The organism is Crocosphaera chwakensis CCY0110 (assembly GCF_000169335.1).
Lineage (GTDB): Bacteria > Cyanobacteriota > Cyanobacteriia > Cyanobacteriales > Microcystaceae > Crocosphaera > Crocosphaera chwakensis.
Genome location: NZ_AAXW01000003.1, coordinates 1 through 25,544 on the forward strand (window position 1 = coordinate 1; position 25,544 = coordinate 25,544).

Below are 25,544 nucleotides of genomic sequence, written 5' to 3' on the forward strand. Positions count from 1 at the left end.
TAGGATTATGTTGGGGCAATCCTCAAGATTATCAATATCAATGGGCTAAACCTGATTCTGGCTGTCATCGTATCATCGCTGCTGTCGATCAGCCAAGTTCGATTAAAGTATAGTCTTGTCTTAATCAACTATTAGCCTCAATAGCATCGAAATAGGATTCATTCGCTGGGAAGAGAAACGCTATAATAGCTTATATTATCGGGCTTATTTCTTAAACTGTCCCCACAATTGCCGTCATGACAGAACCTATGGCAACTATTCAATGTTCTAACCCTGAATGCAAAACTATTAATTCCTTACAGAATTTAGTATGCGAAAAATGCGAAACCCCTTTACTTAAGCGATATTTGCGACCTTTGGGGGACTGGGTAAAATCATTGGAGGTGGGACAGTTAATTGATGAGCGTTACTTACTCATCAACCATCAAGTTATTTTAGATGCTAAACCAGGAATTCCACCTGAGTTTAGTGAAGACATTCCTGAAAAAATTAGAAAATATTTAAGGTTATTTCCTTATCGTCTCCATTTGCCCCAAATCTATACTTACTATAGTCCCTCAACAGAAGATCACGGAAGTGAAATTGCCTTGCTTGAATATGGGACTATTCCCCTGCAAGAGTCGGGAGAACCCTGTCATCCTGAATTATTGCCCCCACTAACACAAATATGGACTCAGACTCAAGATAATCCCTTACGACAATTAAACTGGTTATGGCAAATAACTAAACTTTGGCAACCTTTAGAAGGACAGCAGATGGTATCTAGTTTACTTGATACTTCTTTGATTCGAGTCAATGCAGGGATGGTTCAATTATTAGATTTTCGTCAAGACGAACATAATTTTCATAATGTAAAAGAACTGGGCAAACTCTGGTTGTCTTTGATAGAAGGGAGTTCCCCCCTCATTGTGGATTATCTTCAGTCCCTTTGTGATTATCTACAACGGGGTAAAATTCCCCATCCTGACTATCTGTTAACTTATTTTGACTCGGCCTTAACTTACTGTGGACAATGGTATAACAAAAAATATCAAATTTTCACCTTAACTGACTCAGGTCCGACTCGTAATCATAACGAAGATGCTTGTTATCCAGAAGCAGGAGAACTCAAAGAACTGTCCCCCGAAGAACCTAACTTTACCATTGTCTGCGATGGGGTGGGAGGACAAGATGCAGGAGAAGTCGCCTCTCAGTTAGCGATTGATACCCTAGTTGAGCAAATTCCTCAACTCCCTGCCTTTAGCCAAACTCGTAATAGTCAACAGGGGTTACAAGACTTAGCAGAAGCTATTAATTTCACAAATGATCGTATTAGCGAAAGGAATGACGCTGAAAATCGTCACGATAGACAACGCATGGGAACGACTTTAGTTCTAAGTTTAGTCCATGATCATGAGGTTTATTTAGCTAACGTGGGCGACTCTCGTATCTACCTTATTACCCCTCAAAGTTGTCATCAAGTGACCACTGATGATGATTTAGCCTCTAGAGAAGTCCGTTTAGGCTATTTATTTTATCGAGATGCTATTAAATATCCCAATGCTGGAGCGTTAGTGCAAGCTTTGGGAATGAGTAATGCCAATTCTCTCCATCCTAATATAACCCGTTTGATTACAGATGATGATTGTATTTTTTTGTTATGTTCTGATGGTTTGAGCGATTATGATCGAGTTGATCAATATTGGCCTTTAGAAATTGCCCCTATCTTATCTCACGAAAAAGATTTACCGACTGCGGGAAAAGAACTAATTAATGTGGCCAATGACAAGAATGGTCATGATAATGTAACGATTTCTCTTCTCTACTGCCAAATAGAATTAGCTTCTGTTAAACAAACTCCTTTATTGATGGGAGATGTAGAAGCTGTTTTAGAAAGTGTAAAAGAAGAAACTCAACCCATTACAGAACCTTCTGATGATTTGCCCTCAGATTTACAGCCCACTGAACCGTTTCCTTATAAGGAAGAAATAACAGACGGTAATAAAACTAATTTTCTGCTTATTTTTAGTATTTTAGGAATTCTTGTTCTAATTTTGGGTTTAGGAATCTATGGAATCTTGAAACTGCTACTACCACCTTCTCCCCCTATTTCCCTTCCTTCTCCTTCCCCTTCTCTAACTCCACGTCCTTCTGCTGAATCTTCTTCTCCTCAACCTGGGGAGTTCATTCAACTTACACAAGTTCTTTCTCTATCGCAAACGGCACAAGGGACTGAACCCTATCTTGACCTCCCAGTTGATACTGTATTACAGATTTTACCCTCGGAAGATCCTGAAAAAGCAATAAAAGTTAAAATTTGTCAAATAGCTTCTGAATCATCCTCTGAAATCTCTTCTACCAAAGAATTAGAGGGCAAAGAAGTTTGGATGATAACCCCAAATTCATCCTCCTCTACTTATCAAACTTATAAAGGTGAGGTATCAGGAGGTTGTGTAAAATTAGCTCCATAAGACCTGAGTTTTGTGGTTCCGAGAACGCTGCACGTATCTAAAGTGATGGATTTCTTCCTATTGAAGTAGAGGTATAATAGTAAGGGCGATTATCGTTACTCTTTTTTTAACGAGATAATAAGAAGTTTGAAATTACAAACTTGTTGTCAGTTATTCGGAAATTTCTTTTCATCTAATTCAGATTATAAAAATTAGGAAACAACAGAAAAAGGGACTAACATTGTATTAGGTTAAAACCGTAAGTCAACGGAATCCTTTAAACAGAAAATAATGTTAAAGAATTAGAATTTATTTGTGATAACTCATAAGATTTTTTCAATGGAACCATTTTGTTATCGTGCAAAAAATCAACAGCAATTAATATGTCTATTAATTCTGAGTCAATCATTTTCGGATAATTTTGAACAATTTGACTACAGTTTTCAATAAATGTTTTAACCCAAGCTTGTAACCATTGTAATTTTGTTGGATTTAAAATAGTGTTTAAGTCACCCTGAAAAATAATTTCTGCTGATGCAGTCATCTCAAAATTATCTAACCATTCAAATAAAGGTCGAGAAGACTCCCAATATTTTTGGGTCATGGTTTTCCCTAAATAACGACGACTAATGCCTGTAAGATGATTAAAGATTGCTAGAAAATTTTCAAGGGTAATAATTTGGGGATTGCTTTGTTTTTTAGTTCTAAATTCTGCAATTGTTGGAGACTGGTTAAGGTGATTTTTGTTATTGGATGTTATTTTCATTAAGGCAGTTCTAGGATCAAATGAGATGTCAAATTTAGTTCGATCATCATAATAAGCATCTCCTAATTTTGCTCCACTTAACTTGGTTCCATTAAGATAAGCACCATTAAATTTTGCTTCTTTAAAGTCACTTTTTGTTAAATAAGCTCCCGTTAAATAAGCACCAGAGAAATCAGTTTGATAGCAATTTGCCTTGATTAAATAAATTTTAATTAAAGAAGTTCCTTCCAGGTTAGCCCCCGTCAAATTAACTCCTGTTAAATCTGCTTCATTGAGATAAGCATCCCGCAGATCAGCTCCTGTAAAATCAACTTCCCTCAAATTAGCATAACTGAAATCAACCCCCCGAAAATCCGTATTACTGAGATTGAGTCCTCTTAAATCGGCACGGCGTAATTGAAATTCTTGGAAATTTCTTTGGCCCTTTTCATATCTTTCTTTTAAGTCTATGGACTCTTGAGTTTGAAACATTATTGCTCCTGTTTTTGATAGTTTATATCTAGTCTATCTTAAATAAAATTGGATTTTTGAAAATATTAAAATTTATTGCAAAGTCCAATTTATTAAGAAACTTGCTTAATTAAATTTAATAAATTCAGTAATTTCTCGTAAAAAAGAATCGATTAAAGAACTACTATTAGTATTCAAAACTGCTAAGGAATTGTCAAGTTCAAAAAACACTTCAGATTAGTGAGAGCAATCACCCAATTAACTCAAAGCTAGTTGCGTGATCTATCTTAAAGATTTCTATCGATTAATAGGAACAGTTAAAGTTAAGATAGTAAAGAATTTATAATAAAAATTGACCAATTAACCTTGATATCTCTAGCTGACTCTGTGGAAACAAAGGGTTTAACAACCCAATTTGACATTATTGTAGTCGGGTCGGGAGCAGCAGGACTATACGCTGCCCTTTGTTTACCCAATCATTATCGTGTGGCCATAATTACTAAAGATACCTTAAAAACAGGGGCTAGTGACTGGGCTCAGGGAGGAATTGCAGCAGCTATTTCTCCAGAAGACTCCCCTAAATTTCATCAAGAGGATACCCTCAAAGCAGGGGCAGGCTTATGTGATGAAAGTGCTGTTCAGTTTTTGGTCAATCATGCAGACACGGCTATCAAATCCCTTGTTGATATGGGAGTAGCCTTTGACCGAAAAGGAACACAACTAGCTATGACCTTAGAGGCAGCCCATTCCCATCCCCGTGTGCTACACGCTGCCGATACCACAGGACGAGCTATTGTTACTACCCTCACCGAAAAAGTCATAGAACGACCCAACATAGAGATTATTGCTCAAGCGATCGCTTTACAGTTGTGGATTGAGCCAAACAAAAAACGTTGTCAAGGTTTAAGTGTTCTCTATCAAGGACAAATTCATTGGATTCAAGCATCGGCAGTTATTTTAGCCACAGGAGGCGGTGGACAGGTTTATGCCCAAACCACTAACCCGACCGTCAGTACAGGGGATGGAGTTGCTTTAGCTTGGCGTGCAGGGGCGATCATAAGAGACTTAGAATTTTTTCAATTTCATCCTACCGCTTTAACCAAACCGAAGGCTCCTCATTTTCTCATCAGTGAAGCGGTTAGAGGAGAAGGAGCCTATCTAGTAGATGCTCAAGGGAAACGCTTTACTTTCGACTATCATCCGGCCGGAGAGTTAGCCCCAAGAGATGTGGTGAGTCGGGCTATTTTTAACCATTTACAAAGCCAAAACGCCCAAAGTAACGTTTATCTTGATTTACGTCCTATTCAACCTGAGCAAATTCGCTATCGTTTTCCTAATATTATTCGTGTGTGTCAAAAATGGGGTGTAAATGTCTTTAAAGAGCCAATTCCCGTTGCTCCTGCTGCCCATTATTGGATGGGAGGGGTTAAAGTAGATATAAATAATACGACTTCTATAGAAGGCCTCTATGCCATTGGAGAAACGGCTAGTACAGGGGTTCATGGTGCTAATCGCCTAGCTAGTAATTCTTTGCTAGAGTGTTTAGTGTTTGCAGCTCAATTATCAAAACTTAACGTGACTTCCCCAGTCCCTATGAAAAAGACAGCAGAGCTTGTAATGAACAATCAACAACAATGGGAGCAAGAAATCCCCAAAATAAGAGAAATTCGCCAAGCTTTGCCCCAGTTGATGTGGCAAAGTGCCGGAATTTCTCGTAGTCAAACCGTATTAGAAGCAGCGATCGCACAGGTTCGTTTATGGCAACAACAAGTCAAGTCTTTTTCTATGAGTGAACCAATTCTCAATTTATCTCCCAATCAATCGATTAAATTTGAAGAAACCACTGCCCAGAGCTATTTACGAACTTGCGTGGAAACCCTCAATCTCTTAGATATTGCTTATTTAATACTCAAAAGCGCATTATTTCGTACTGAAAGCAGGGGCGGACACTATCGTCAAGACTACCCCCAATCTTCTGACCAATGGGAAAAACATACTCTAGTTTATAATCATCATTGGTCGAAAGGGGAGATTGATTAAGAAACCATTATCTCAACAATTTAAGCTATTAGTAAGACAACTATTAATCTCTGCTTTGAAACCCATATTATGATTTACTATCGTTTATTTCTATTATTATTAATTTGTTTATCTTATTTGAGTTCTCCTTCTTTAAGTGGAGCTACCACTCGTCCTCCAATACTAAATGAGAGGGATAGAAACGAAGAGATAATTGCTCAAGGGACGACCAATAATTCTACAAATTCCTCTTCTGGGGCAAATTTGTCCTACGATCAGGCAATGCAGGCAGGGTACAAGGCTACTCAACAAAAAGATTATCAAACTGCACAAAAACAGTTTAAAACAGCTCTCGAACTAAGACCCAACGATCTCTATGCTCAACAAGCTCTTCAAAATGTTGAATTTTATCTAGCCAAACAAAGTAATCCTTTCACTAATTTAACAGGTAGCAGTCTTGTTATTTGGATTAGTTTATTGGTAGTCGTTTTGGCGATTGGTATCGGCATTTGGCTATTTTTACGCCGTGTTTCAAACTATTCTCAAGACAAATTTGAAGGAGAATTATTACAACCCCATAAACAACAAGAACTAGCAATCAGCTTAGATGAGGATAAGAATTTTCAGGAAAAAATCTCCAGTAATAGTGATAATAATAGTGGAAAACAACTAGAGAGAAACAACTCATTACTTTCTCCTCAAACTCATGAGATAGCCTCAAAAAACGCTTCAGAAGTTTTTGTAGAAACATCAAAACCAGAAACCGCTTTACCCATCCAAACTCCCACTCGTATTTCTAGTGGAGATCCTATTGAAACTTTATTGGAAGAATTACGAGAAAGCGATCCTAAAAAACGTCGTCAAGCCATTTGGAAATTAGCTCAAACTGCTGATTCTAGAGCAATGAATCCGTTAGTAGATTTGATGATTGATACCGACTCTCAAGAACGCAGTTTAATCTTAGAGGCTTTATCTCAAATTAGCGCAAGAACCCTGAAACCGATGAATCATGCTTTGACTCTTTCCCTACATGATAAAAATCCTCAAGTCCGTAAAAATGCTATCCGAGATTTAACTCGCATTTATGAGTTGATGTCCCAAATTAGTCAACTTCTTTGTCATGCAATTGATGATAGCGATCGCGAAGTTCAAGAGACAGCTAGATGGGCAATTAATCAATTAAATACCCAAATTCCTCCCCGTCTCGATATTCTAACAGGGGATAATTCATCTGAGGTCACAGTGGAACAATCTTATTCGGATACAATGGATTAACGTGCAGTTCGACGGAAGTAAAAATCAGTAAAATGTAGATCAAACTGTAGTTATTATTGATAACTATTCCCTAACTTAAGTTAGTTGTGACTCTGTTAAGTAACCTTTTGACCCCTTATATGCTAACTTTAGCCCTTTAACACCTTAGATGAAATCATAACTATTAATCCGACCCCTTGGTTATTAAAGAAGCGTTAATTGCTCCCTGCTCCGAAAGTTAATACTATACTATCTAAAGCGGATCTAGTATTAGACCATCAGATGAAATCTCAGAAATATCAAAAGTTATCTTATTTAGTATGGAGTCAGTTGTAAAATCTTGACTCAATATTTTAGAGGGTGAAACTTGAATTAAAAACATAAATATCAACAGTTCAAGAAACAGATAAACTTGTTTTGCACTCAATAGAAGTTTTATTTTAATCATAATTTTTACCTAACGATTAATACAATCATCCAAATCACTCAACACATAAGATACTTCAGATTTAAACCATTGATTCCAAATTTCTGCCTCAGCTTCACTGGCAATAAATTCGTTAATAACAGTTTTCCATTGAGGATCATCATTGGGTAAAATTAGCCCGTAATACTCACAAGTTAATGGTTTCGGGGGAATAAGTTGATAGTTTTCTTGGGATAAAGATTGACGTTTCATTTCCCCAAGTAGTAAAATTCTATCACTAGCTAAGACATCAATTTGTTCTTTTTTTAACGCTTCGATTCCACTAATTCTGCCATAAGAAGCGTCAAATCGTTCTCGGTTTGCTCTGGGATATTTGTCTGTAATGAATTGTTCTGTTGTCGTGTTTTCTAAGACTCCAATGTTAACATCCGTCAGAGATTGAAAGGGATTAATTTTACCTAAGTTATTAGGTTTGATTAAAAATTGCGTTCCTGTTAAAAAGAAAAAGTTGGAAAAACTCACCTCCGATAGATCATTTTGAATGGTATTCGGTCCACATTCTAAATAAGCTTGCTTTTCTTTGACTAATTCAAAACGGTTATCTAAATTAGAAGCTAGTTGAACCACTTCAATTTCTGTGGGAATATCATAGTTTTCTTGCAAATATTCTCCTAACTCATGAATGACATCTGCACAATATCCCGCCCATTCTCCTTCATTATTAATATAGCCAAAGGGAGGCGCATCTCCCCTTAACGCCACTTTAAGAACCCCAGTGGTTGCTATTCGTTCCATAATCGATCCTGATACTGTGACAGTGGGTTGTTGTTGCAGGAGGGGGGGAATAATAGCCACAGGAGGGGTTTCTGAATAAGCTTGTTCAAGTTGTTCAGGTGTAAGAGACTGGACGGTTTGCAGGGTTAATTTTTCTTCGCTAATTTGCTGGTTATAGGATGCACTGAGATAGGGCAAATAGTTATCATCTTGGTTAAGATAGGCTTCAAAAAAGGCCACAGAAACCCCTTTAAGGTAAGCCGTTCCTAAGTTTGAGTTATCCCCGATTAAAAATTTAGGCATTCCTTCAACGCCTTCGGTATCGCTTTCTAGGGTACTCGAAAAGTGAGTCCCCGGAACCATCACAGAAAGGTGTTTTTTGGGGGTGTTTAACCAGATAAAAGGATGAACTTGTTCGATCATCACAGGGGTAACTAAGTCTTGACTCCCTCCGACGATAAGAGTAGGAATGTCAATTTTTTGGATTTCTTCAGGACCAAACAGAGAACTTCCCAAAGGATGGGCCAAGGCGATCGCTTTGACTCTCTCATCTCCTAAGTTATAGTTTTGCTGGGGTAGGTAACTGCCACGACATTGCAGAAATAGGGAAGAATTTAGCAGTGGGTTCTTTTGTTCGCAGTCTTGGGCGAGTCGTTGATGATTAATATTAGCCCCTGCAAGGGAATAAGCAGTTGATCCGCCTAAGGAATGACCTAACACACCCACTTTGTCTAAATCTATCCCTGCAACCCAGGATGTGTTGTTTTTGGCCAACGTTTCTAATTCATCTAGTAGGTTTTTAATATCTAGGGGCCGACTGACGAATTCACTGGGACTGAGGACGACTCGCACTTCTCCCTGTAAAAAGTCCTCACGATAGCTTAAATCACTACCAATATGACGAGGAACAGCAACGGCAAAGCCATAGGAAGCTAAATGCTCTGCAATGCTATAGTTTCCTTGATAAGAACCAAATCCATGACTAATAATGACTAACGGAGACGGGGTTTCTTTCCCTTGAGGAAGATAAAAGTCTACTTCGAGGGGATAATGGGTGGCCAGTCCTTGATTCGTTTGGCGAATCTTGGCAATTTCAAAGGTGATTATCTTTTTTTGAAATTGAAACTGCCCAGGGTTCCGTAAATCGGTTAATTGATCTAAATTGCTAAATTTTTCGGCTGCTGCTTCTTGATTAGCTTGTTGGGCGATCGCGTTAATACTGGTTTTGGTATAGTCAAACAAGGCGGTGAAAGTTTGAAACAATTCTAATATACTATCGGTTTCAAGTCGTACGTCTTGGCGAGGAAAACGGCGTAAAACGTTGATGATCCCCACCCCTTCAGGATCAGCCGCAGAAAGGACTAAAGATGACCGTAAGGCGTAAAATCCGTTGGTATTTCCTTCCATTTGTACTAAGTCTCCCACTCGTTTAAGCAGGGTTTTGCCAATACCCACTTTAGTCAAATGAGAGACAACAACCGGACTAATAGGAAAGCGTTTTTGTAGCAGTCCCCGAAACTGAGTCAGGGTAGCTTCATCAAGATAATTAGTATATTTAGCTAAATCTGGGGAAATTTCTCCCGTTTTTTCAAATTCTTCTAGGGAATCAAGAGAAACGGTAAAATCTCCTAATACGGAAAGATTAAAGACCACTCTTTCTGCACCAAGCATAGGTTTTCCTTGTCCGAGTAGCATTAAAAAAGTGACGGAAAACAATAGAGATTGAATGGCTTTTTTAAGGTTCATCGATCTGGGATGGTATTAAGTTAAATTTTAATGCCTCTATTTTTAACGATCTACCTAGTTAAATCAAGAATAGGTTTAGGTAAATTAGCAAACATCTTAATTATTATTAGAACGGATAGGTAAAATTCTCACCTTTGCACGACTTAAATCAAGAGTAATTAATGCCCCGGATTCAAGTTCTGATTGAAACCGATTTAGAGATTGAATAAGAATTGTTTCTAAAGAATCAGGAAATAAATCTTGAGTACGGACTTGAATAACACTCGGAAACTGTGCCTGAGTTGCAGCTAATAAGGCCCCAAAATCGAGATCGTTGGTAAACACAATATAATTATTTTCTAATGCCCACTCCATAATAACTTTATCACTTGCCATAGGTTTTCCTATGGTTGACCAGTGTTTTGCTACTATCCCATACTTAGCAAAAACATCAACCCAGTTCGGTGATAAATTCATATCAATCAAGATTTTCATACTATGTTTAAATCAATTTCTCGTTCTTCAACTCGCCATGCTGCATAGGTTAACGCTTCATAAATATCAGCTTCTTCTAAATAAGGATAAGCGTCTAAAATTTCTTGAGGAGAACGTCCAGCAGCCATTAAACCAAGCACTGTACCGACGGTTACTCTCATTCCTCTAATACAAGGTTTTCCGCCCATTATTTCAGGATTAATGGTAATTCTATTTAAAGTTTTCATTGATTTTAACTCCTTTAGAAAGTTTGTAGGGCGATGCACTCCTCACTTTACTATATAGAACAGTCATGAGATTCCTCGTTACCTCGGAATAACAATCAAAAGTTGCTGATGAATTGTAAACATCATTTACAATTCATCAGGATCTACCCCTAAACTTCTTAATTTGTCTTCTAATTGCTTTGCTTTTTGTTGAGCTTGTTGAGCATTTTCTCTTTCTTGTTGAGCTATTTGTCGCTCCTGTTTTGCTGCTTCTTCTGGAGTTGGAACTAATTCTCCTCCAGAGGTAAAATACCTCAGTTGCTGTTCATAAATTCCTAAATATAATTCTAATTGTTCGCTCCATAACCACCCTTTTTCAGTGGGTTCAATCGGTTGATAAGTTCCCCGAATTAACGTAAATCCTTCAAATTCTAAAGTAACAGGATCAAACCCAAAATAATCAGGAGTACGAAATATATCCTGATAAAGTTGTTTCTTTTCTTCTCGATCTACTTTAGCAGTGCTATTAGATAAAATCTCAACAATAACATTCGGATATTTTCCCTCTTCTTGCCAAACGACCCAACTTTTTCTATTTTGATTTCTTGTGGTTCCTAAGACAACAAAAAAATCAGGTCCGCGAAAGTCTTCTGATTTCTTTTGATTCGGACTATAATAAATGGTTAAATTTCCCGTCGCAAAATAGTCATCCTTATCTTGCCACCACCATTCTAAACATTGAATAAGCAGTAAAATTTGCCTAAGGTGTAGATTACTTTCCAAGGGAGGTTCATCGCTCCAAAATTCTCCTTGTGGGAAGATTATCTCATGTTTGGGTGTGTTTTGAGGATTGGTTAAAGTTTGAGGATTGGTCATCGCTTTTAGAGTTGAACAAAGCAACTATGATTTAATCTTAGCTTACTGGGAAAAAAAGAATTTATATAATTTTCTTGAAAAGATAACCTAATTTTAATATCAGCCAAGGATCGCTTCCTATACAATGCAAGCAGCTTGCTTTTTTCTGTTGCATTGTGTTGCAATCATTAAAAGTAATACAGCTCAACTAAAATTAAAATGACATCAAAATAACAATGTTCAACTCGATTGTAAAAGCGATCGCAATCATAGCCATCGCCCTAACATTTGTCTTAGAAACAACCCTAACACCCGTCTTTGCACAAGAGTTAATACCCCATCCCGATAAACCCTTTACCGGTAACATCGGACTCACTTACAAAGACTCAAAGGCCGACAAACCAGAATTAAAGCTTCCTGCTAATTACGGTATTGAAAATGCTCCCAATATCTTACTGGTTCTCATCGATGATGTGGGATATGGACAGTTTGGAACCTTTGGCGGTGCGATTCCCACTCCCACACTAGATAAAATTGCTAAAAATGGATTACGTTACACTCAATTTCATACAACCGCTTTATGTTCTCCCACTCGCGCTGCATTATTAACAGGACGCAACCATCATTCGGTGGGTACAGGGGTTATTCAAGAAGTGGCAACGGGTTTCCCTGGATATTCGGGCATTATTCCGAAAAGTGCTGCCCCTTTTTCCAAAATCTTACAAGACTATGGCTATGCAACTGCATGGTTTGGCAAAAACCATAATGTCCCCGACTGGGAAACCAGTATGGCTGGCCCTTTTGAGCATTGGCCAAATGCCCAAGGATTCAACTATTTTTACGGCTTCGTGGGGGGAGATACGGATCAATATAGTCCTGCCTTGGTAGAAAACACAACGCGTCTAGAAGCCCCAAAAACCAATGCTGATGGTTCTCCCTATCACCTTACCACTGACCTAGCAGACCATACCATAAACTATATTCGTCAGGTTCACGCTATTTCCCCAGATAAACCCTTCTTTGCATACTTAGCTACTGGTGCAACCCATGCGCCTCACCAAGTTCCTCAACAATGGAGCGATCGCTTTCAAGGTAAGTTTGATATGGGATGGGATAAATATCGAGAGGAAACCTTTGAACGACAGAAGAAACTTGGGGTTATTCCTCAAGACGCTATTTTAACCCCTCGTCCCGAAGAGTTACCAGCTTGGGACTCCCTGACTTCAGAAGAGCAAAAGGTTTATGCAAGGATGGCCGAAGTATTTGCAGGGTTCACCGCACAAACCGACTATGAAGTGGGTCGAGTAGTGCAAGCGATCGATGATTTAGGCATTCTCGATAATACGATAGTCTTCTACATTGCCGGGGATAACGGTTCGAGTGCAGAGGGAGGTTTAGAAGGGTTATTAAATGAAAATACTTTCTTTAACGCTTTACCCGAAGATTTAGAGACGAAACTCGCTGCAGTGGATGATTTAGGCGGGCCTAAATATTTTAACCATTTTCCGGCTGGTTGGGCTTGGGCAATGGATACGCCGTTTCAATGGACGAAACAAGTAGCTTCCCACTTCGGAGGAACTCGCAACGCGATGGCGGTTTCTTGGCCAGCTAAGATTAAAGATAAAGGTGCAACCCGTTATCAGTTTAGTCATGTCATCGATATTGCGCCTACTATTTTAGAAGCGATCGGCATTCAACCTCCTGTGGAAGTTGACGGTATTGGACAAAAACCCATTGAAGGAACCAGTTTAATTTATACCTTTGATGATGCTACTGTTAAAACTCGCCACAATACCCAATACTTTGAAATCCTAGGAAATCAGGGCATTTATCACGATGGTTGGATGGCTAGTGCTTTAAATAGTATTCCTTGGAACCCCAACCCGTCAGGGAAAGATTTACTTCATCTTGATTGGGAACTGTATCACATTGATGAAGATTTTACCCAAGCAGTAGATCTTGCAGAGGAAATGCCAGACAAGTTGCAAGAGATGAAAGACTTGTTCTATGCACAAGCAGCAAAATACGATGTTTTGCCGTTGGATGCTCGTAAAACGGAGCGTTTTCGGGTGGAGTTGCGTCCGAGTTTAACCGAAGGAAGAACAACCTTTGCTTATCCTGATCATTTACGCATTACCGAAGGTTCTGCCCCCGATGTTAAACATAAAAATCATACCATTACGGCGGATGTGGTCATTCCTGATGGTGGTGCAGAAGGAGTATTAATGACGCATGGGGGTCGTTTTGGAGGCTATGGGCTGTATATTAAAGACGGTAAGCTAGTTTATAGCTATAACCTTGCTGATACTGCTAATTACGAAATCGTATCAACTGAATCTATTCCCACAGGCAAAGTTAAATTAAAAGCGGTTTATAAAACGGATGCAGATAAACCTTTTTCGGGGGGAAATATCACCCTTTACGCCAATAATCGTAAAATTGGCAGTGGTCGGGTTGAGAAAACCTTACCTAACCGTCTTTCTCTTGATGAAACTTTTGACGTTGGTTTTGATACAGGTACACCTGTGACGGAAGCTTACAAGACTCCTTTTGATTTTACTGGGAATTTAGATCAAGTTACCATCAATCTTGATAGTTAAAAACTGTGAGATAGGGTTGCTTACTATTAAGATTTAAAGGAGTAAGGTGGGGAGTGCATCGCCCTACCTTTCTTTAAAAAAATATTGATAGGACATTAGGAGAGGTTGCGATTAATATGAAACTACCTAACCCAGATAAAGCCTACATAGACGATAATAAATTAGTTAGTTATTCTCCTCCCATAAAAATTTTCTAAATTTCCTAAAAAACTTTTTCTAACCAAACGGCCAAGACTTTTCCAAAATACTTTAAGAACAATTATGATATTCTCAAACAGTTTGGAGTCAGAAAATGGTAGGTTTCTTCCTTATTTTAGCTGGTCTTTTTAGTTTGTGCGGAGCGATTTTTAATTGGAATTGGTACATGAACCATCGAAAAGCTCGATTTATTGTTAAAATTTTGGGACGAGCAGGAGCGCGGATATTTTATGGTGTCCTTGGTTTGGGATTCATTATCCTTGGAAGCTTGTTACTCTTGGACGTTATTCAATGATTTTCAGAACTTAGACCGAAACCAACACCTTTATTAGCGATCGCCCGTCGCAACGAGATGAGCACGATTGGAGAAGAATTTATCTTTTAATCAATAGGACGCAAAATAGCTCTAGCCAAGCCAGCATCACCATCTTGGAGCTTGATCGGCAAGCAAATGAGTTCGTATTCTCCTGGTTCTACTTGAGATAAATTGAGACCTTCAATTGCCCAAATTCCAGAACCCAATAGAGCCTGATGAACCTCAACAACATTTCCTTGATAACCACCAACCGATAAATAATCAACCCCAACAGTACGAACTTTCTTTTCTGCTAAATATTTAGCAGCTTCGGTAGATATATGGACAAAATCTTCGACAAAGGTCTCAGATTTTAATGCCCTATTGCTATTTTGGGTTTTAAATAGTATTCTTTCTCCTATTTGAATATTATGGGGAGCGATTTCTGCTACTGTAATTTGTTTAGGATTTTTTATTTCGATAACTCTAGCTTTACCAATGGTAGTATCTAGAGGCATTTGATCAATACCTACAGCACCCTGAATAAAGTGATTAAGACCGTCGACGTGTGTACCTGTATGAGTTCCAATGGTTACTTTAGAAACGTTGCATACATCCCCCTGTGCTAAACATTGGCTAGGTTCTATGGTGACAGCAGGGTTATCAGGCCAATAAGGCATTCCTGGTCGGATGGTCAAAGAAATATCAATCCAATTATCTGATCTACTCATAAGTTTTATATTTAATTTACCTATATTAACTAAACACTCCAGGCTGTGCTGCTATCCAGTGATCGTCTTTTAACTGCACTACCATTAACACGGCCGGTTCATCACCTACCGTACCTGAAAGATGTCCTTTTTGTCCTTTGTCGTTGAGCTTGCTGTTTTGATCACCACCAAAAGAAATGTCACCAGCCCCCATGGTGACACGAGTTCCGTCCATCGTTTCGACAAACCAGCGGCCCGATAAAGGCACAATCCATTGGGGCTTTGGGTTTTCATGCCATTCTCCTTTCCAACCTACAGGCTGTATAGTAAATAATATTTCTGCTTCGCCACCCGGCAAGCGATCGTTCCATTGGGGGTCAGCATCACCACCCATACTTTCTTTGATAAAGTTAGTTAACTCGCACCTGCTTTGATGAGTGATACCATTTTCGTCAGTCCAGACGTGCCAATACTTAATTTTGGGGTTATTCATAATTTTTTCTAAAACAGTAATTAATATTATGGCGTGACGGCGGTCATACTAGATCCGCTTTAGATAGTTTAGATAGTATAGTATTAACTTTCGGAGCAGGGAGCAGGGAGTAGGGAGTGGGGAGAAAAAACGTTACTCTACTAAAATAAGCGGATTTGGTATCACAAGCTCTGCCGTTGAACGGCAGAGTCGCCACCTCACCATTGGGTTCAACAAATACTCTATTCTTTAGAAGAACATCTTTCTCAAGATAAACTATTAGCTATTAGCGGTCAAAATTTTCCATACCCACGTCACTAAAGCTAATGTTAAAAAAGTAAATCCTATCACAATTAAAATTAAAACTATACTTAATCCAATTAAGAAAAATCGGTTAACTTTCTTATTTTCAGGTGTATAGTTTAAATGATGTTCTAATAATTCGATGTTTCTGACATTGGCTTTCCAAGTAACATCAAATACATCCCCTACAACGGGAACTGAACCGACTAATGAATCTAACACTACGTTAGCTACCATTTGCCCAATCACCTTGCGATTTAATCCCATTCGTGCTGATTCTATGATTATATAAGCCGATAATGCACCTGCTATGGTATCCCCTCCTCCTGGTATTAATCCTAGAATGGGATCTAATCCTATTCGACCTTTTGTCCCTGGTATTGGGATGGCTTTGTCTAATACATGGCTAATCCGATGAAGACGAGTTACTTTTCTTTGACGGGGAGATAACTTAGACATCTTTTAGTTATTTTTATCATCAGAAAAATTCATCAAAGCCTCACAAGCATTAAACCATTCTCCTTTTAGTCTATAATCAGCAAATTGTTTATGCAATTGTTTTTCTAAGTCTCTAGCTGCTTTTCCTGACGTTTGACTATTTCTAAGTCCCTTATCTCAATCCATCCTCTTCCTTTTAATGGATTCCCAGGAACAAGATTCACGTAGAATGTTATTCTTATTTTAGTTTTTGTGACTTTCAAGAGGTTTAATTTTCTTAACAGATTTGGAAAGAGTTGTAAGACTGCCTTGAGAACCTCTATTTGTGGTTTTCAGAGTTTCGTTGAACTCTTTTAATTTAGCGTTGATTCTGGCTAATTGGTAAATAATTATCGAACCTACTCCAAATCCAATCTCAGTGTAAGCATTGGCTCTACTTCTTGTTTCTTGGAGTAAGTCTCCAGATTGATTAGCCGACTTAACCTGAACAAAATCATAGAGTCCCATTGAGAAACACATAATTGCGATCACTATCCAAAAATCTCTAAGTTTTAACATTAGTTTTATTAGAAATCTTCACTTATAATTTTAACAATATTAATATTTTTTTATTTTCAGCTTACTACTTCTCTCTTTTTTTCTCTTTTCTCATCCTAGACTCAGATTTTACTAATCAGTTTCTCATATTTATTGTGCAAATTATATTTCAATGTTATTCAAACTATTTAAAACCATGAATCCTCATCATCACTCGCGATTAACTCTTGTCAAAGGAATTTTAAACCAGAAATCTTTAGCAGTGGCCTGTACCTCTGGGATTGCCTTAGCACTGTCTTTTCCTCTATCGACTAATGCTATGGTGCTTAATTTTCAGGCTGATCTCATCGGCGATCAAGAAGTTCCTCCTGTATTCACTACTGCACAAGGAAGTGCTGAGGGAACTTTAATCGGAAACCCTGGCAGTTATATCTTTACCTATGAAATTAATTACTCTGGCTTAAGCAGTCCCATTGCCCCTATTGGTGCTACTGGAGGTCATATTCATAATGCTCCTGCTGGCTTCAATGGACCCATTGTCCACATTTTAGATACAGATTTCTTTGATTATACTGGCACTACCGAAGGAACTATCATCGGAGATTGGCGATTTGATGATGCCACTAATCCCTTAACCGATCTCCTTGCCGATTCTTTAAAATCTGGCAACTTGTACTTTAATCTCCATACCGAAAACTTCAATGGTGGCGAAATCAGGGGGCAAATCACTTCTGTTCCTGAACCCAATGCCCTTCTAGGTCTTGGCCTTCTGGCTGGAACAGCTTTTGGCTTTAGAAAAAAACAGCGTCAAAGATAAACAATTTTGTTCCATTTATTATCAGTTAAACTCAACCCACATCATCTACTTAATATTTTCAATCACAATTAGGGGGTACATTATCCCCTATTTCTGTTCTCAACTATGATCTCTCATTATGTGAGATATTCCGATAAATTCATCAGGAGAAAAAGTTATTTATATTATTCTAATTCCTAATAATTCTTCTAACATCATTTCTAATATTTCTTCTTCTTTGATTGAACCCCCCGGCCCTTTCAGAAATTCTGAGATGGTAATTTTCTTATCACGAAAGTCTCTGACAAAATCACGGATGCTTTCAATAGGTTTCACTTGAGCTTCTAATTCTCTGGTCAGTGTAGCTATAGCATCTACTCCTTGTTTCTGACACGCTCTATATTCTTTGACCATTTCCCCTTCTGGCTTTCTTCTGATCATCCTTAGTTCTCTTTTTAAATTTTCATATTGAGTTCTTAGAAGTTCATTATCTTTTTCTCTCATTAAACACATTCTTTCAATCTCACTTTTCGAGCTATTCTCTATGTCTATTTTTTCTCGGGAATGATGTTGTTTTTCTATTTCTAATAATCTAGCTATATCCCCCTCTTCATAAGCTCGATTCACTTCTTTCATGACTTCGTTATTATATATTTGTGTTTCTGAATCACTGGCTTTATCTGGATGAAACAAAGACGCTAATTTTAAAAACGTTTTTCTCATTTCTCCTGATTTTTCAGACTTCGTTTCCCCTGACCGAAAATCATTATCTTCATCTAATGGCTCTCTATCATAAGCCTTTTTTTGAGAGTTTTTTTCCTTTGATTTAGAGTCTTTTTTCTCGGAAAATACATCTTCAAAGTCCTCAAAATCCTCGAAATCTTCAAACTTCTCAAAGTTTTCATCATCTTCTTCTAATGGCTCTAAATTAGGACTTATTAATCCCATCATTTGAAGAGAATGATAAACCCCTATAATACCTTCTCTACTTTTTTTTCCTAATTTTCTCGTTGTTAAAATTTCCGAAAATAATTCATGAATTTCTTGATCAAGTTCTTGAATTTGTTGTTGAATTGGAAAAACTCTTCTAAAAATCTCCATCCCAATCTCACGCATCTGATCCAAAAAATTCTTTAGTTCGGTACGTTTTCGTTTTATTTGTTTGAGTAACCATTGATGCTCTTCTTCTAGACAACGACGACGTTCATGAAACGATGATAACCCTAACGATTTGTTTGACTCCTTTTGAGAAGAGAATTGATCCACGCTCATAAATAACCTACAAATGTCGTTCCTCGAATCTTTGTTCAGTATATCAAGCCGTTGTCGATGGGAGTCAGCAATCACTATTTTTTGCAACGGAATCGGGTTCTTGATACTATACTGAATGAACTTAATAATTAGGTTGAGAAAAGTGGGACTGATACAACTCAGGTGATAGTGAATGCGGCCTCTCGGTAGCAAGTGCTTTCGGCAACACTGAATATTTAGGATGTGGTGATAATATTCCGTTGAGTCAGAGGGTGGCTGAACTAGAAAGAAGAATTACTATATTAGAAACAAGGGGTAATGATGAATTTTGAAAGACTCAACAGAAACAAAAATACTGACTATAGAAAATTTCGTAATTGTTTAGCGAATAAAAACTGGTATGAGGCGGATCAAGAAACTTATCAAATTATGTTGAAAGTTGCGAATAGAGTAGTAGAAGACTATTTAACAGAAGAAGACATTAATAATTTTCCAACTTCAGATTTAATGACGATTAATAAGTTATGGGTCGACTATAGTCAAGGAAAATATGGTTTTAGTGTTCAAGCAGAAATCTATCGCTCATTAGGAGGAACTAGAAATTACGAAGAAAAAATATGGGAAATTTTTTGTGAGCAAGTCGGTTGGTGTCAAGCAGGAAGATGGTTATTTTATTCAGAAATTTTCCCGAATAAAGTCCTTCAAAATACTACGACTAAAGGGCATCTTCCTGTCTGCTTTGGAGGTGGTTGGGGTATAGGGGGAGTCTTAGGAATGGGAGGAGAATGTCTTTTATCTCGTCAAGATTTATGGAAATAGTTAAATAGTGAAATGTCTACGAACTATTCAAATTTGGGTCATAGTCTTGAATAAAGTTTTTAATCTTTTTTTGAGATACTTCATCAATACACTCGTAAGTTAACCCAAATCGTAAAAATTGACAAATTGCTGATAATTGTTGTGAGAAAAGTGTAGCCAAATATTCATCTCTAGAAAAACGCTCAAAGTCTTCTATTTCATAGTTCAAAGGATAATGAGTATCTTTTAAAAGAAAATTGTCAACTACATCAATAAAACATTCGTCAGGCCAATGATTATAGATATATTTATTCAGTGACCACACTAAATAAGCTGGAAGATAATATTTCCATCCTTTGTGATCTAAGCGAAAAGAAATAGTTGATAACCAAAACTTTTCTAGAGTATGAGCCGAAATTTCTTTCCAGTGTGTCTCAACATCCTTTGCCCTAGCCTCAGCTAACAATTGTCTATCCCGTGAACTATCATAGCCAAAAAAATGATCATCAATTTTGCTAATGAGATCAGCTTCATGTAGAGAAATTCCATCTTCTCGTTGAACATCGTTAAAAGCCGTTATGATTAGATTGTTGACTTTTGTTCCATCTTCTCTGATTTTTGTATCAAGTAATTTCCACTGAGGATGGCGATGATCTTGTTTTGTGGGACGACGTACTTGTGCTAGCCACTGTTTATCACTTGCCCCTTGATGAAGATAATTTAATTGAGCTTTACGCAGTTCAAATATTGTCCAAGAGTCTTGCTCAACATCAGTCCAAAAACAAATCGGACACACAAAATATGTACCTGGAGGTTTTTCGTATAAAGTTTCGTATCCACAGCAAAGACAAAAATACATTGAAAAGATTAAGAAAAATAAAGTGATTAGCTAAAAAACTTAACCATGAATTAATTCATTATTGTTTATTCTTCAGTTTTTAGTTTGAAGATAATTAAACAATACAAAATGAAAAGTAAAACAACAAAAATAGAAATATTAATCAAGGCTAATTTTATGATAGAATCAATATAATCTAAGATTAATACTACTTGTAATCCAGTAATAATTAAGCCAATCATTATTCCACCAGTAATAGCAAATATACTAGCTATTTTTAATAGTTGAGTCCGTGATGAATAATTCCCTGAATCCCCTTCAAAAGCTCTAAACTGTAAAAAAATAAACAACCAAAAGTATAATAACAATAAACCTAAAATACTACTTAGTACATTAGGAATAAGCCACGGATTTGTCTTTAAAAAAGTCATTATTTCTCCATTTATTGTGCATTGATATCATCAAATTTTCAATAGCACAGTCACCAGATTTACAGCAAGATTTTCGGTAGTCATTTTATAAATTGTAGATTTATCATAATAAAAAGTAAAAAGTATCTCTCTCTAATGCCGATAAAACTGACATCTATCCCTAGTATTTTAGTGGGGCTTCGTTTCGTCCTGGCTCTGTTACTCTTTTTCGATGCCTTAGATCATCAAACCAGTTGGTTTTTTATTCTGGCTTATCTGTTGGCTGTTTTTTCAGATATATTTGATGGAATTATAGCCCGTCGATTAAACGTGAGTACCATTCAACTACGTCAAGCTGATAGTTGGGCTGATATCTGTTTATATTTGTGTGTAGCCTTGAGCATCTGGTTAGTCTATCCCCAGGTTCTCATTGATTTTCGACTTCCTCTATTATTAGCAGTAGCTGCTCAAGTCACCTTATTTAGTCTTAGTCTGCTCAAATTTAGAAAATTTCCCAGTTTCCACACCTATACAGCCAAGTTTTGGGGCTTAACTCTGTTAATAGCTACAGTTAGCTTATTTGTCTTTAATAATAGTGTTCCTTTTTGGTTGGCGATCGCTTTATGTTACCTTAACAGTATTGAAGAGATAGTGATGGTGCTGGTGTTACCTATTTGGCAATGTGATATTTTAAGTGTGTTTGAAGCGATGGAGAAAAGAAAGTCTTTGCTCCTTGAAGCAGATTCAGTAAAAGAGGCTTAGTTCTCCAATGATTCATTTGTAGCAAAGAGATTGACAGTGACTGCTCTTGAATTTTTTAACCATTGCATTCTCTTCGCGGTGCGCTCTCTAGATGATTCGCGTCAGGTTTCCCCTAAATATATCTTTACTAACACACTCAAGTGATACCAAATCCGCTCTAGATAGTATAGTATCAGGTGTCGCAGCAGGGAGCAGGGAGCAGGGAGCAGGGAGAAAAAACGTTACTCTACTAAAATAAGTGGATTTGGTATGATATGCGATCGCACTCGCACTCTACTTTCCAAAGTTAGTGCTGATTAAAAACCGAAATAACCTTCGTCAATGTAACGGGACTGGCCGGATTTGAACCGGCGACCTAGCGCTTCAGATTGGTGTAAGTTTCCTTACTCTCTGGACTATTCCTTCACCCTAGACAATGGTTTATCCGTAGGTGGTGGCCGTTATGTTATCAGCATTGTGTATCCCTTAAGTTGTTTCCCCTGGGTTACTGATAACCAGTCTCTGCACCTTCTCTACCAGGGTCGTAGAGCTTGGCTCAAGATTACCCTATCTAACGCTTAGACTTAGGCTTCCTTGAATTTGACCACATTCATGCCTGACGTTTCCGTACAGGATGCCCGATGCTACAGGAGGCGCTTGCTCTATCCAACTGAGCCACAGCCCCATTTACCATTGATTATTATAACCTGAGTTTACAGTTATCAGTGATCTAGCTATTTAGATTATTCCAAGTATCAGCAGCGTCTTGTAAAGCCTGTTCTACAGTTTTATTGTTTAACATGGCAGCTTGTAGGTTTTCATAGATAATCTTTTGTAATTGGTTAATATTGTCTTGAGGTGGAACTAATACTTGAGCATCTTGTAATTGTTTAGCACTAATTGCGATCGCTTGTGATAATGCTGTTGTGTCTGATGAATTTTCTTGCTCGTTAATATAAGTTTCTATAGCTTTTACAGTGGAGGGTAAAACGTTAGCTTCTTTAGCAAATTTTAGTTGATTTTCTGTGTTAGTGACAAAGGTAGCAAATTCAATTGCTTCTTGGGGTTTATCGGTACTTTTAGGGATAACTAAATTCATAACTGCTACATTTCTTTTGCCGGTTTCTCCTGTAATTTGAGGAGAGGCTGCGGAAACTTCGGCAATGGTAGGAGCATTTTTAATAATCACTGGAAAGGACTCTGCACCTGTTGATAATAAGGCAATTTCTCCTGATTGGTATAAGTCGATGGCGTGGCGATGACCTTGGGTTAGCACTTCTGGAGGTAATAATTCTTTTTGATATAAATCGACCCAATAATTGAACGCTTCTAATCCTTCTGGACTGTTAAACGCTGCTTTTCCATTTTCATTAAATAAAGTAACCCCCATTTGTACCAATGATTCTAAAACCTCTCCAGAATCTCCAGGAACAAAAGTAAAAAACATAGCATATTTCCCTGTTTTTTCTTTTAAGATTGCAGCCACATCTGCTAATTCTTTAAATGTTTTTGGGGCTGTTTCAATGCCGGCTTGTTTCAGTAATGCTTGATTATAAATCGTAATTTGTGTGGTTAAATACCAAGGTAAACCGAAACTAATATTATTAACCATTCCTGCGTCCCAAATGTTGGGTAAATATTCTTGTTTTTCTTCAGAGGAAAGATAATTATTTTCGGTTAAATTTAACCAAGCATTACGACTGGCTAATTTAGAGGCAAAATTAGGATTAAGATTGACTACATCTGGGGCGGTATTAGCAGAAACTGCCGTTAAAATTTTACTTTCCATCGCTTCCCAAGGAATATCGACCCAACGAATTTTTATCCCTTCATGTTCTTGTTCAAATTGTTTAATTAATTCCGTAAAATAAGGAGTAAATTGGGGTTGTAACTGCATTGTCCAAAATTCTAATTCTTGTCCTGTGGTGGGTGATTGACCAGTATTACAACTAATCAGCAAACTTAAAATTAAGCCTAATAATCCCCATAAAGCTAATTTACTTAAATTAATTAATTTACTCATTTTTTATAATAATTGAAATATTGTACTTGTTAATAAAAAACCTAACCTTAGTCTCCTAGATAAGCCTCAAGAACGGTAGAATTTTGTTGTATTTCTGTGGGAGTTCCATCAGCTAAATTAGTACCTTCAGCTAACACCCAAACATGATCGCATAAAGACATAACCACATCCATATTGTGTTCAATAATTAAAAAAGAAATGCCTTCTTGATTCCAAGTAATAATATGTTCACAAATTTGTCCAATAAGGGTAGGATTAACTCCAGCTGCCGGTTCATCGAGTAAAATAAGTTTAGGACGAGTCATCAGGGTTCTCGCCATTTCCAAGAGTTTACGCTGTCCTCCAGACAGGGCCCCGGCATAGTCATGACGTTTTTCTATCAGCCCTACTGATTCTAAGATAGAAAGGGCTTTTTGTTTATTGTCTCGTTCCTCTTGTTTAACTTGTCCCCGTCTGAAGCAGAGTTGTAAGACATTTTCCCCGGTTTGTTTTTGAGTAGCAAGTAACATATTTTCTAAGACAGTAAGACGGGATAACACTCTCGCCACTTGAAACGTGCGAATGCACCCTTGTAGGGCAATTTTATGGGGGGATAAATGTTGAATGGGTTCCCCATCAAAGATAACTTTTCCTTGATCAGGACGAATAAAATTAGATAAAAGATTAAATAAGGTAGTTTTTCCAGCACCATTGGGTCCAATTAATCCAGTAATACTGCCTTGTTTTACCTGTATTTGAGCATTGTCTACAGCCTTTAAACCACCAAAGCTTTTAGATAATTGTTTCGCATCCAAAATGATAGAAGAAGAATCGCTCATCCCATAAAGTGAAATTGTGACTGATGACATACTACGATATCATAGGTATGATAGTTTAATCATTGTTTTGCGATCAATGTGTCTATGGCATGACCAACACAACTAAAAATTTTTGTTTTTGTACTTTAGCTTTTAATCGGCCTTATCGCATGATGGCTAAAGAGTTAGCTAGCGATTTAGAAAAATATGCTCCAGGATTTAAAATTATAGTAGGAAACGATAATCCCCAAGATTTTAAAAATTGTAAAAATGTAATTAGTTATTATCAAAAACAACAGGGAATTCTCCATTGTTATAATGATAAAAGATTCGCGATTGCTCATGCTTTGTCTCTGTTTGATATTGCTATATTTATCGATGCAGATACTAGAATTCAAGAAAAAATACCAACAGAAATAACAAAGTTTATCGGAGTGCAAGGCGTTTATAAAAATTTAATTGAACATACTCAAAAGTATCGTCCAGATCGCCTAGACATTGTTAAAAAACTTGCTAGTAAATTAAATATTAATTTATCAGAGGTTAGTTACTTTGGAGAGTCGTTATTAATGTTTTCTAACCAAGATAATCAAAGTTATAAATTTGTAGAAAATTGGGGAAAGATAGGGAAATATTTAGAATTGAATGGTATTCATTCAGGAGAAGGCATTACCATTGGTTTAGCTGCATTTCAGATGGGTTGGCAACCCCTAAAAACCCCTGAATGGGAGAAACTGAATCACATTGCACAACATATTGATGCTTCTTTGACGGTTAAAAAAAATGGTTGGCAACAACTCCAACGAAGATTAGGCTATCATTATCGCTTAAACAAAGAAAGATTGTTAGCTCTGAAAGATTTTGATTTTTATTATGGTTAAATAAGTGAACAGGGTATGGCCAGCAAAATGGGCAGAATTTGTTACAATATTTTACA

23 protein-coding genes and 1 pseudogene are annotated in these 25,544 nt (G+C 37.4%); 9 read left to right on the forward strand and 15 right to left on the reverse strand.

The genetic code is table 11. The features are described from left to right. Positions 1-248: 248 nt before the first annotated feature. Complete coding sequence (locus CY0110_RS02275; RefSeq protein ID WP_232285678.1) at positions 249-2,450, forward strand: PP2C family protein-serine/threonine phosphatase; 2,202 nt, start codon at positions 249-251, stop codon at positions 2,448-2,450. A gap of 256 nt (positions 2,451-2,706) precedes the next feature. On the opposite strand, the gene CY0110_RS02280 is transcribed toward CY0110_RS02275, so the two are convergent. Then, positions 2,707-3,666, reverse strand: coding sequence for a pentapeptide repeat-containing protein (locus tag CY0110_RS02280; protein WP_008273646.1), 960 nt, complete (start codon positions 3,664-3,666; stop codon positions 2,707-2,709). 345 nt (positions 3,667-4,011) lie between these two features. On the opposite strand from CY0110_RS02280, the gene nadB reads away from it, so the two are divergent. Beyond that, positions 4,012-5,685, forward strand: coding sequence for an L-aspartate oxidase (gene nadB / locus CY0110_RS02285; RefSeq protein WP_232285679.1), 1,674 nt, complete (start codon positions 4,012-4,014; stop codon positions 5,683-5,685). A 69-nt stretch (positions 5,686-5,754) separates the two neighbouring features. After that, positions 5,755-6,939 carry a HEAT repeat domain-containing protein gene (locus CY0110_RS02290; RefSeq protein WP_008273648.1) on the forward strand — a complete coding sequence of 395 codons (1,185 nt, stop codon included), beginning with the start codon at positions 5,755-5,757 and terminating at the stop codon, positions 6,937-6,939. A 436-nt stretch (positions 6,940-7,375) separates the two neighbouring features. Here CY0110_RS02290 and CY0110_RS02300 read toward each other — a convergent pair whose 3' ends face one another. From CY0110_RS02300 to CY0110_RS02315, 4 genes are all read right to left on the reverse strand, one after another. Further along, positions 7,376-9,865, reverse strand: coding sequence for an alpha/beta hydrolase (locus CY0110_RS02300; RefSeq protein ID WP_008273650.1), 2,490 nt, complete (start codon positions 9,863-9,865; stop codon positions 7,376-7,378). A gap of 96 nt (positions 9,866-9,961) precedes the next feature. Continuing rightward, entirely contained in the window at positions 9,962-10,339 is a 378-nt protein-coding gene (locus CY0110_RS02305) for a DUF5615 family PIN-like protein (RefSeq protein WP_008273651.1), read from the reverse strand. Next, entirely contained in the window at positions 10,336-10,566 is a 231-nt protein-coding gene (locus tag CY0110_RS02310; RefSeq protein ID WP_008273652.1) for a DUF433 domain-containing protein, read from the reverse strand. The genes CY0110_RS02305 and CY0110_RS02310 overlap by 4 nt, the downstream gene beginning before the upstream one ends. A 126-nt stretch (positions 10,567-10,692) precedes the next feature. Next, the gene (locus CY0110_RS02315) at positions 10,693-11,421 is read right to left on the reverse strand and encodes a Uma2 family endonuclease (protein ID WP_008273653.1); all 729 of its coding nucleotides are present in this window, start codon (positions 11,419-11,421) and stop codon (positions 10,693-10,695) included. Positions 11,422-11,636: 215 nt separating this feature from the next. Between CY0110_RS02315 and CY0110_RS02320 the strand changes: the two genes are divergently transcribed. Then, entirely contained in the window at positions 11,637-14,000 is a 2,364-nt protein-coding gene (locus tag CY0110_RS02320) for an arylsulfatase (RefSeq protein WP_008273654.1), read from the forward strand. A 292-nt stretch (positions 14,001-14,292) separates the two neighbouring features. Continuing rightward, positions 14,293-14,493: an immunity 17 family protein gene (locus tag CY0110_RS31315; protein ID WP_008273655.1), complete on the forward strand. Its 201-nt coding sequence runs from the start codon at positions 14,293-14,295 to the stop codon at positions 14,491-14,493. Positions 14,494-14,579: 86 nt separating this feature from the next. Here CY0110_RS31315 and CY0110_RS02330 read toward each other — a convergent pair whose 3' ends face one another. From CY0110_RS02330 to CY0110_RS02345, 5 genes and pseudogenes are all read right to left on the reverse strand, one after another. Next, positions 14,580-15,224, reverse strand: a complete 645-nt coding sequence (locus CY0110_RS02330; RefSeq protein ID WP_008273656.1) for a cyclase family protein — start codon at positions 15,222-15,224, stop codon at positions 14,580-14,582. Positions 15,225-15,249: 25 nt separating this feature from the next. Then, entirely contained in the window at positions 15,250-15,696 is a 447-nt protein-coding gene (locus CY0110_RS02335; RefSeq protein ID WP_008273657.1) for a cupin domain-containing protein, read from the reverse strand. Positions 15,697-15,954: 258 nt separating this feature from the next. Beyond that, positions 15,955-16,437, reverse strand: a complete 483-nt coding sequence (locus tag CY0110_RS02340; protein WP_008273658.1) for a DUF4112 domain-containing protein — start codon at positions 16,435-16,437, stop codon at positions 15,955-15,957. Between the two features lie 3 nt (positions 16,438-16,440). Beyond that, a pseudogene (locus CY0110_RS30715) lies at positions 16,441-16,548 on the reverse strand (GIY-YIG nuclease family protein); the annotation flags it as partial. Between the two features lie 111 nt (positions 16,549-16,659). Beyond that, a complete protein-coding gene (locus CY0110_RS02345; RefSeq protein WP_035798305.1) occupies positions 16,660-16,974 on the reverse strand; it encodes a hypothetical protein in 315 nt (104 codons plus the stop codon). Positions 16,975-17,149: 175 nt separating this feature from the next. Between CY0110_RS02345 and CY0110_RS02350 the strand changes: the two genes are divergently transcribed. After that, positions 17,150-17,770: a CHRD domain-containing protein gene (locus tag CY0110_RS02350; protein ID WP_232285682.1), complete on the forward strand. Its 621-nt coding sequence runs from the start codon at positions 17,150-17,152 to the stop codon at positions 17,768-17,770. 159 nt (positions 17,771-17,929) lie between these two features. Here CY0110_RS02350 and CY0110_RS02355 read toward each other — a convergent pair whose 3' ends face one another. After that, entirely contained in the window at positions 17,930-19,021 is a 1,092-nt protein-coding gene (locus tag CY0110_RS02355) for a J domain-containing protein (protein ID WP_008273661.1), read from the reverse strand. 297 nt (positions 19,022-19,318) lie between these two features. Between CY0110_RS02355 and CY0110_RS27840 the strand changes: the two genes are divergently transcribed. After that, entirely contained in the window at positions 19,319-19,819 is a 501-nt protein-coding gene (locus tag CY0110_RS27840) for a GUN4 domain-containing protein (protein WP_083794045.1), read from the forward strand. Between the two features lie 16 nt (positions 19,820-19,835). Here CY0110_RS27840 and CY0110_RS27845 read toward each other — a convergent pair whose 3' ends face one another. Both CY0110_RS27845 and CY0110_RS02375 read right to left on the reverse strand, forming a co-directional pair. Next, entirely contained in the window at positions 19,836-20,657 is an 822-nt protein-coding gene (locus CY0110_RS27845; protein ID WP_008273663.1) for a DUF6714 family protein, read from the reverse strand. A 65-nt stretch (positions 20,658-20,722) separates the two neighbouring features. Further along, positions 20,723-21,067 (reverse strand): hypothetical protein, encoded by a 345-nt coding sequence (locus tag CY0110_RS02375; protein WP_008273664.1) that lies wholly within the window; start codon positions 21,065-21,067, stop codon positions 20,723-20,725. A gap of 135 nt (positions 21,068-21,202) precedes the next feature. Between CY0110_RS02375 and CY0110_RS02380 the strand changes: the two genes are divergently transcribed. Beyond that, positions 21,203-21,808 carry a CDP-alcohol phosphatidyltransferase family protein gene (locus CY0110_RS02380; protein ID WP_008273665.1) on the forward strand — a complete coding sequence of 202 codons (606 nt, stop codon included), beginning with the start codon at positions 21,203-21,205 and terminating at the stop codon, positions 21,806-21,808. A 709-nt stretch (positions 21,809-22,517) separates the two neighbouring features. Here CY0110_RS02380 and CY0110_RS02385 read toward each other — a convergent pair. Continuing rightward, complete coding sequence (locus CY0110_RS02385) at positions 22,518-23,810, reverse strand: ABC transporter substrate-binding protein (RefSeq protein ID WP_008273666.1); 1,293 nt, start codon at positions 23,808-23,810, stop codon at positions 22,518-22,520. 47 nt (positions 23,811-23,857) lie between these two features. Next, complete coding sequence (locus CY0110_RS02390; protein WP_008273667.1) at positions 23,858-24,628, reverse strand: ABC transporter ATP-binding protein; 771 nt, start codon at positions 24,626-24,628, stop codon at positions 23,858-23,860. Between the two features lie 89 nt (positions 24,629-24,717). Between CY0110_RS02390 and CY0110_RS02395 the strand changes: the two genes are divergently transcribed. Beyond that, the gene (locus CY0110_RS02395) at positions 24,718-25,488 is read left to right on the forward strand and encodes a hypothetical protein (RefSeq protein WP_008273668.1); all 771 of its coding nucleotides are present in this window, start codon (positions 24,718-24,720) and stop codon (positions 25,486-25,488) included. The last annotated feature ends 56 nt before the right edge of the window (positions 25,489-25,544 follow it).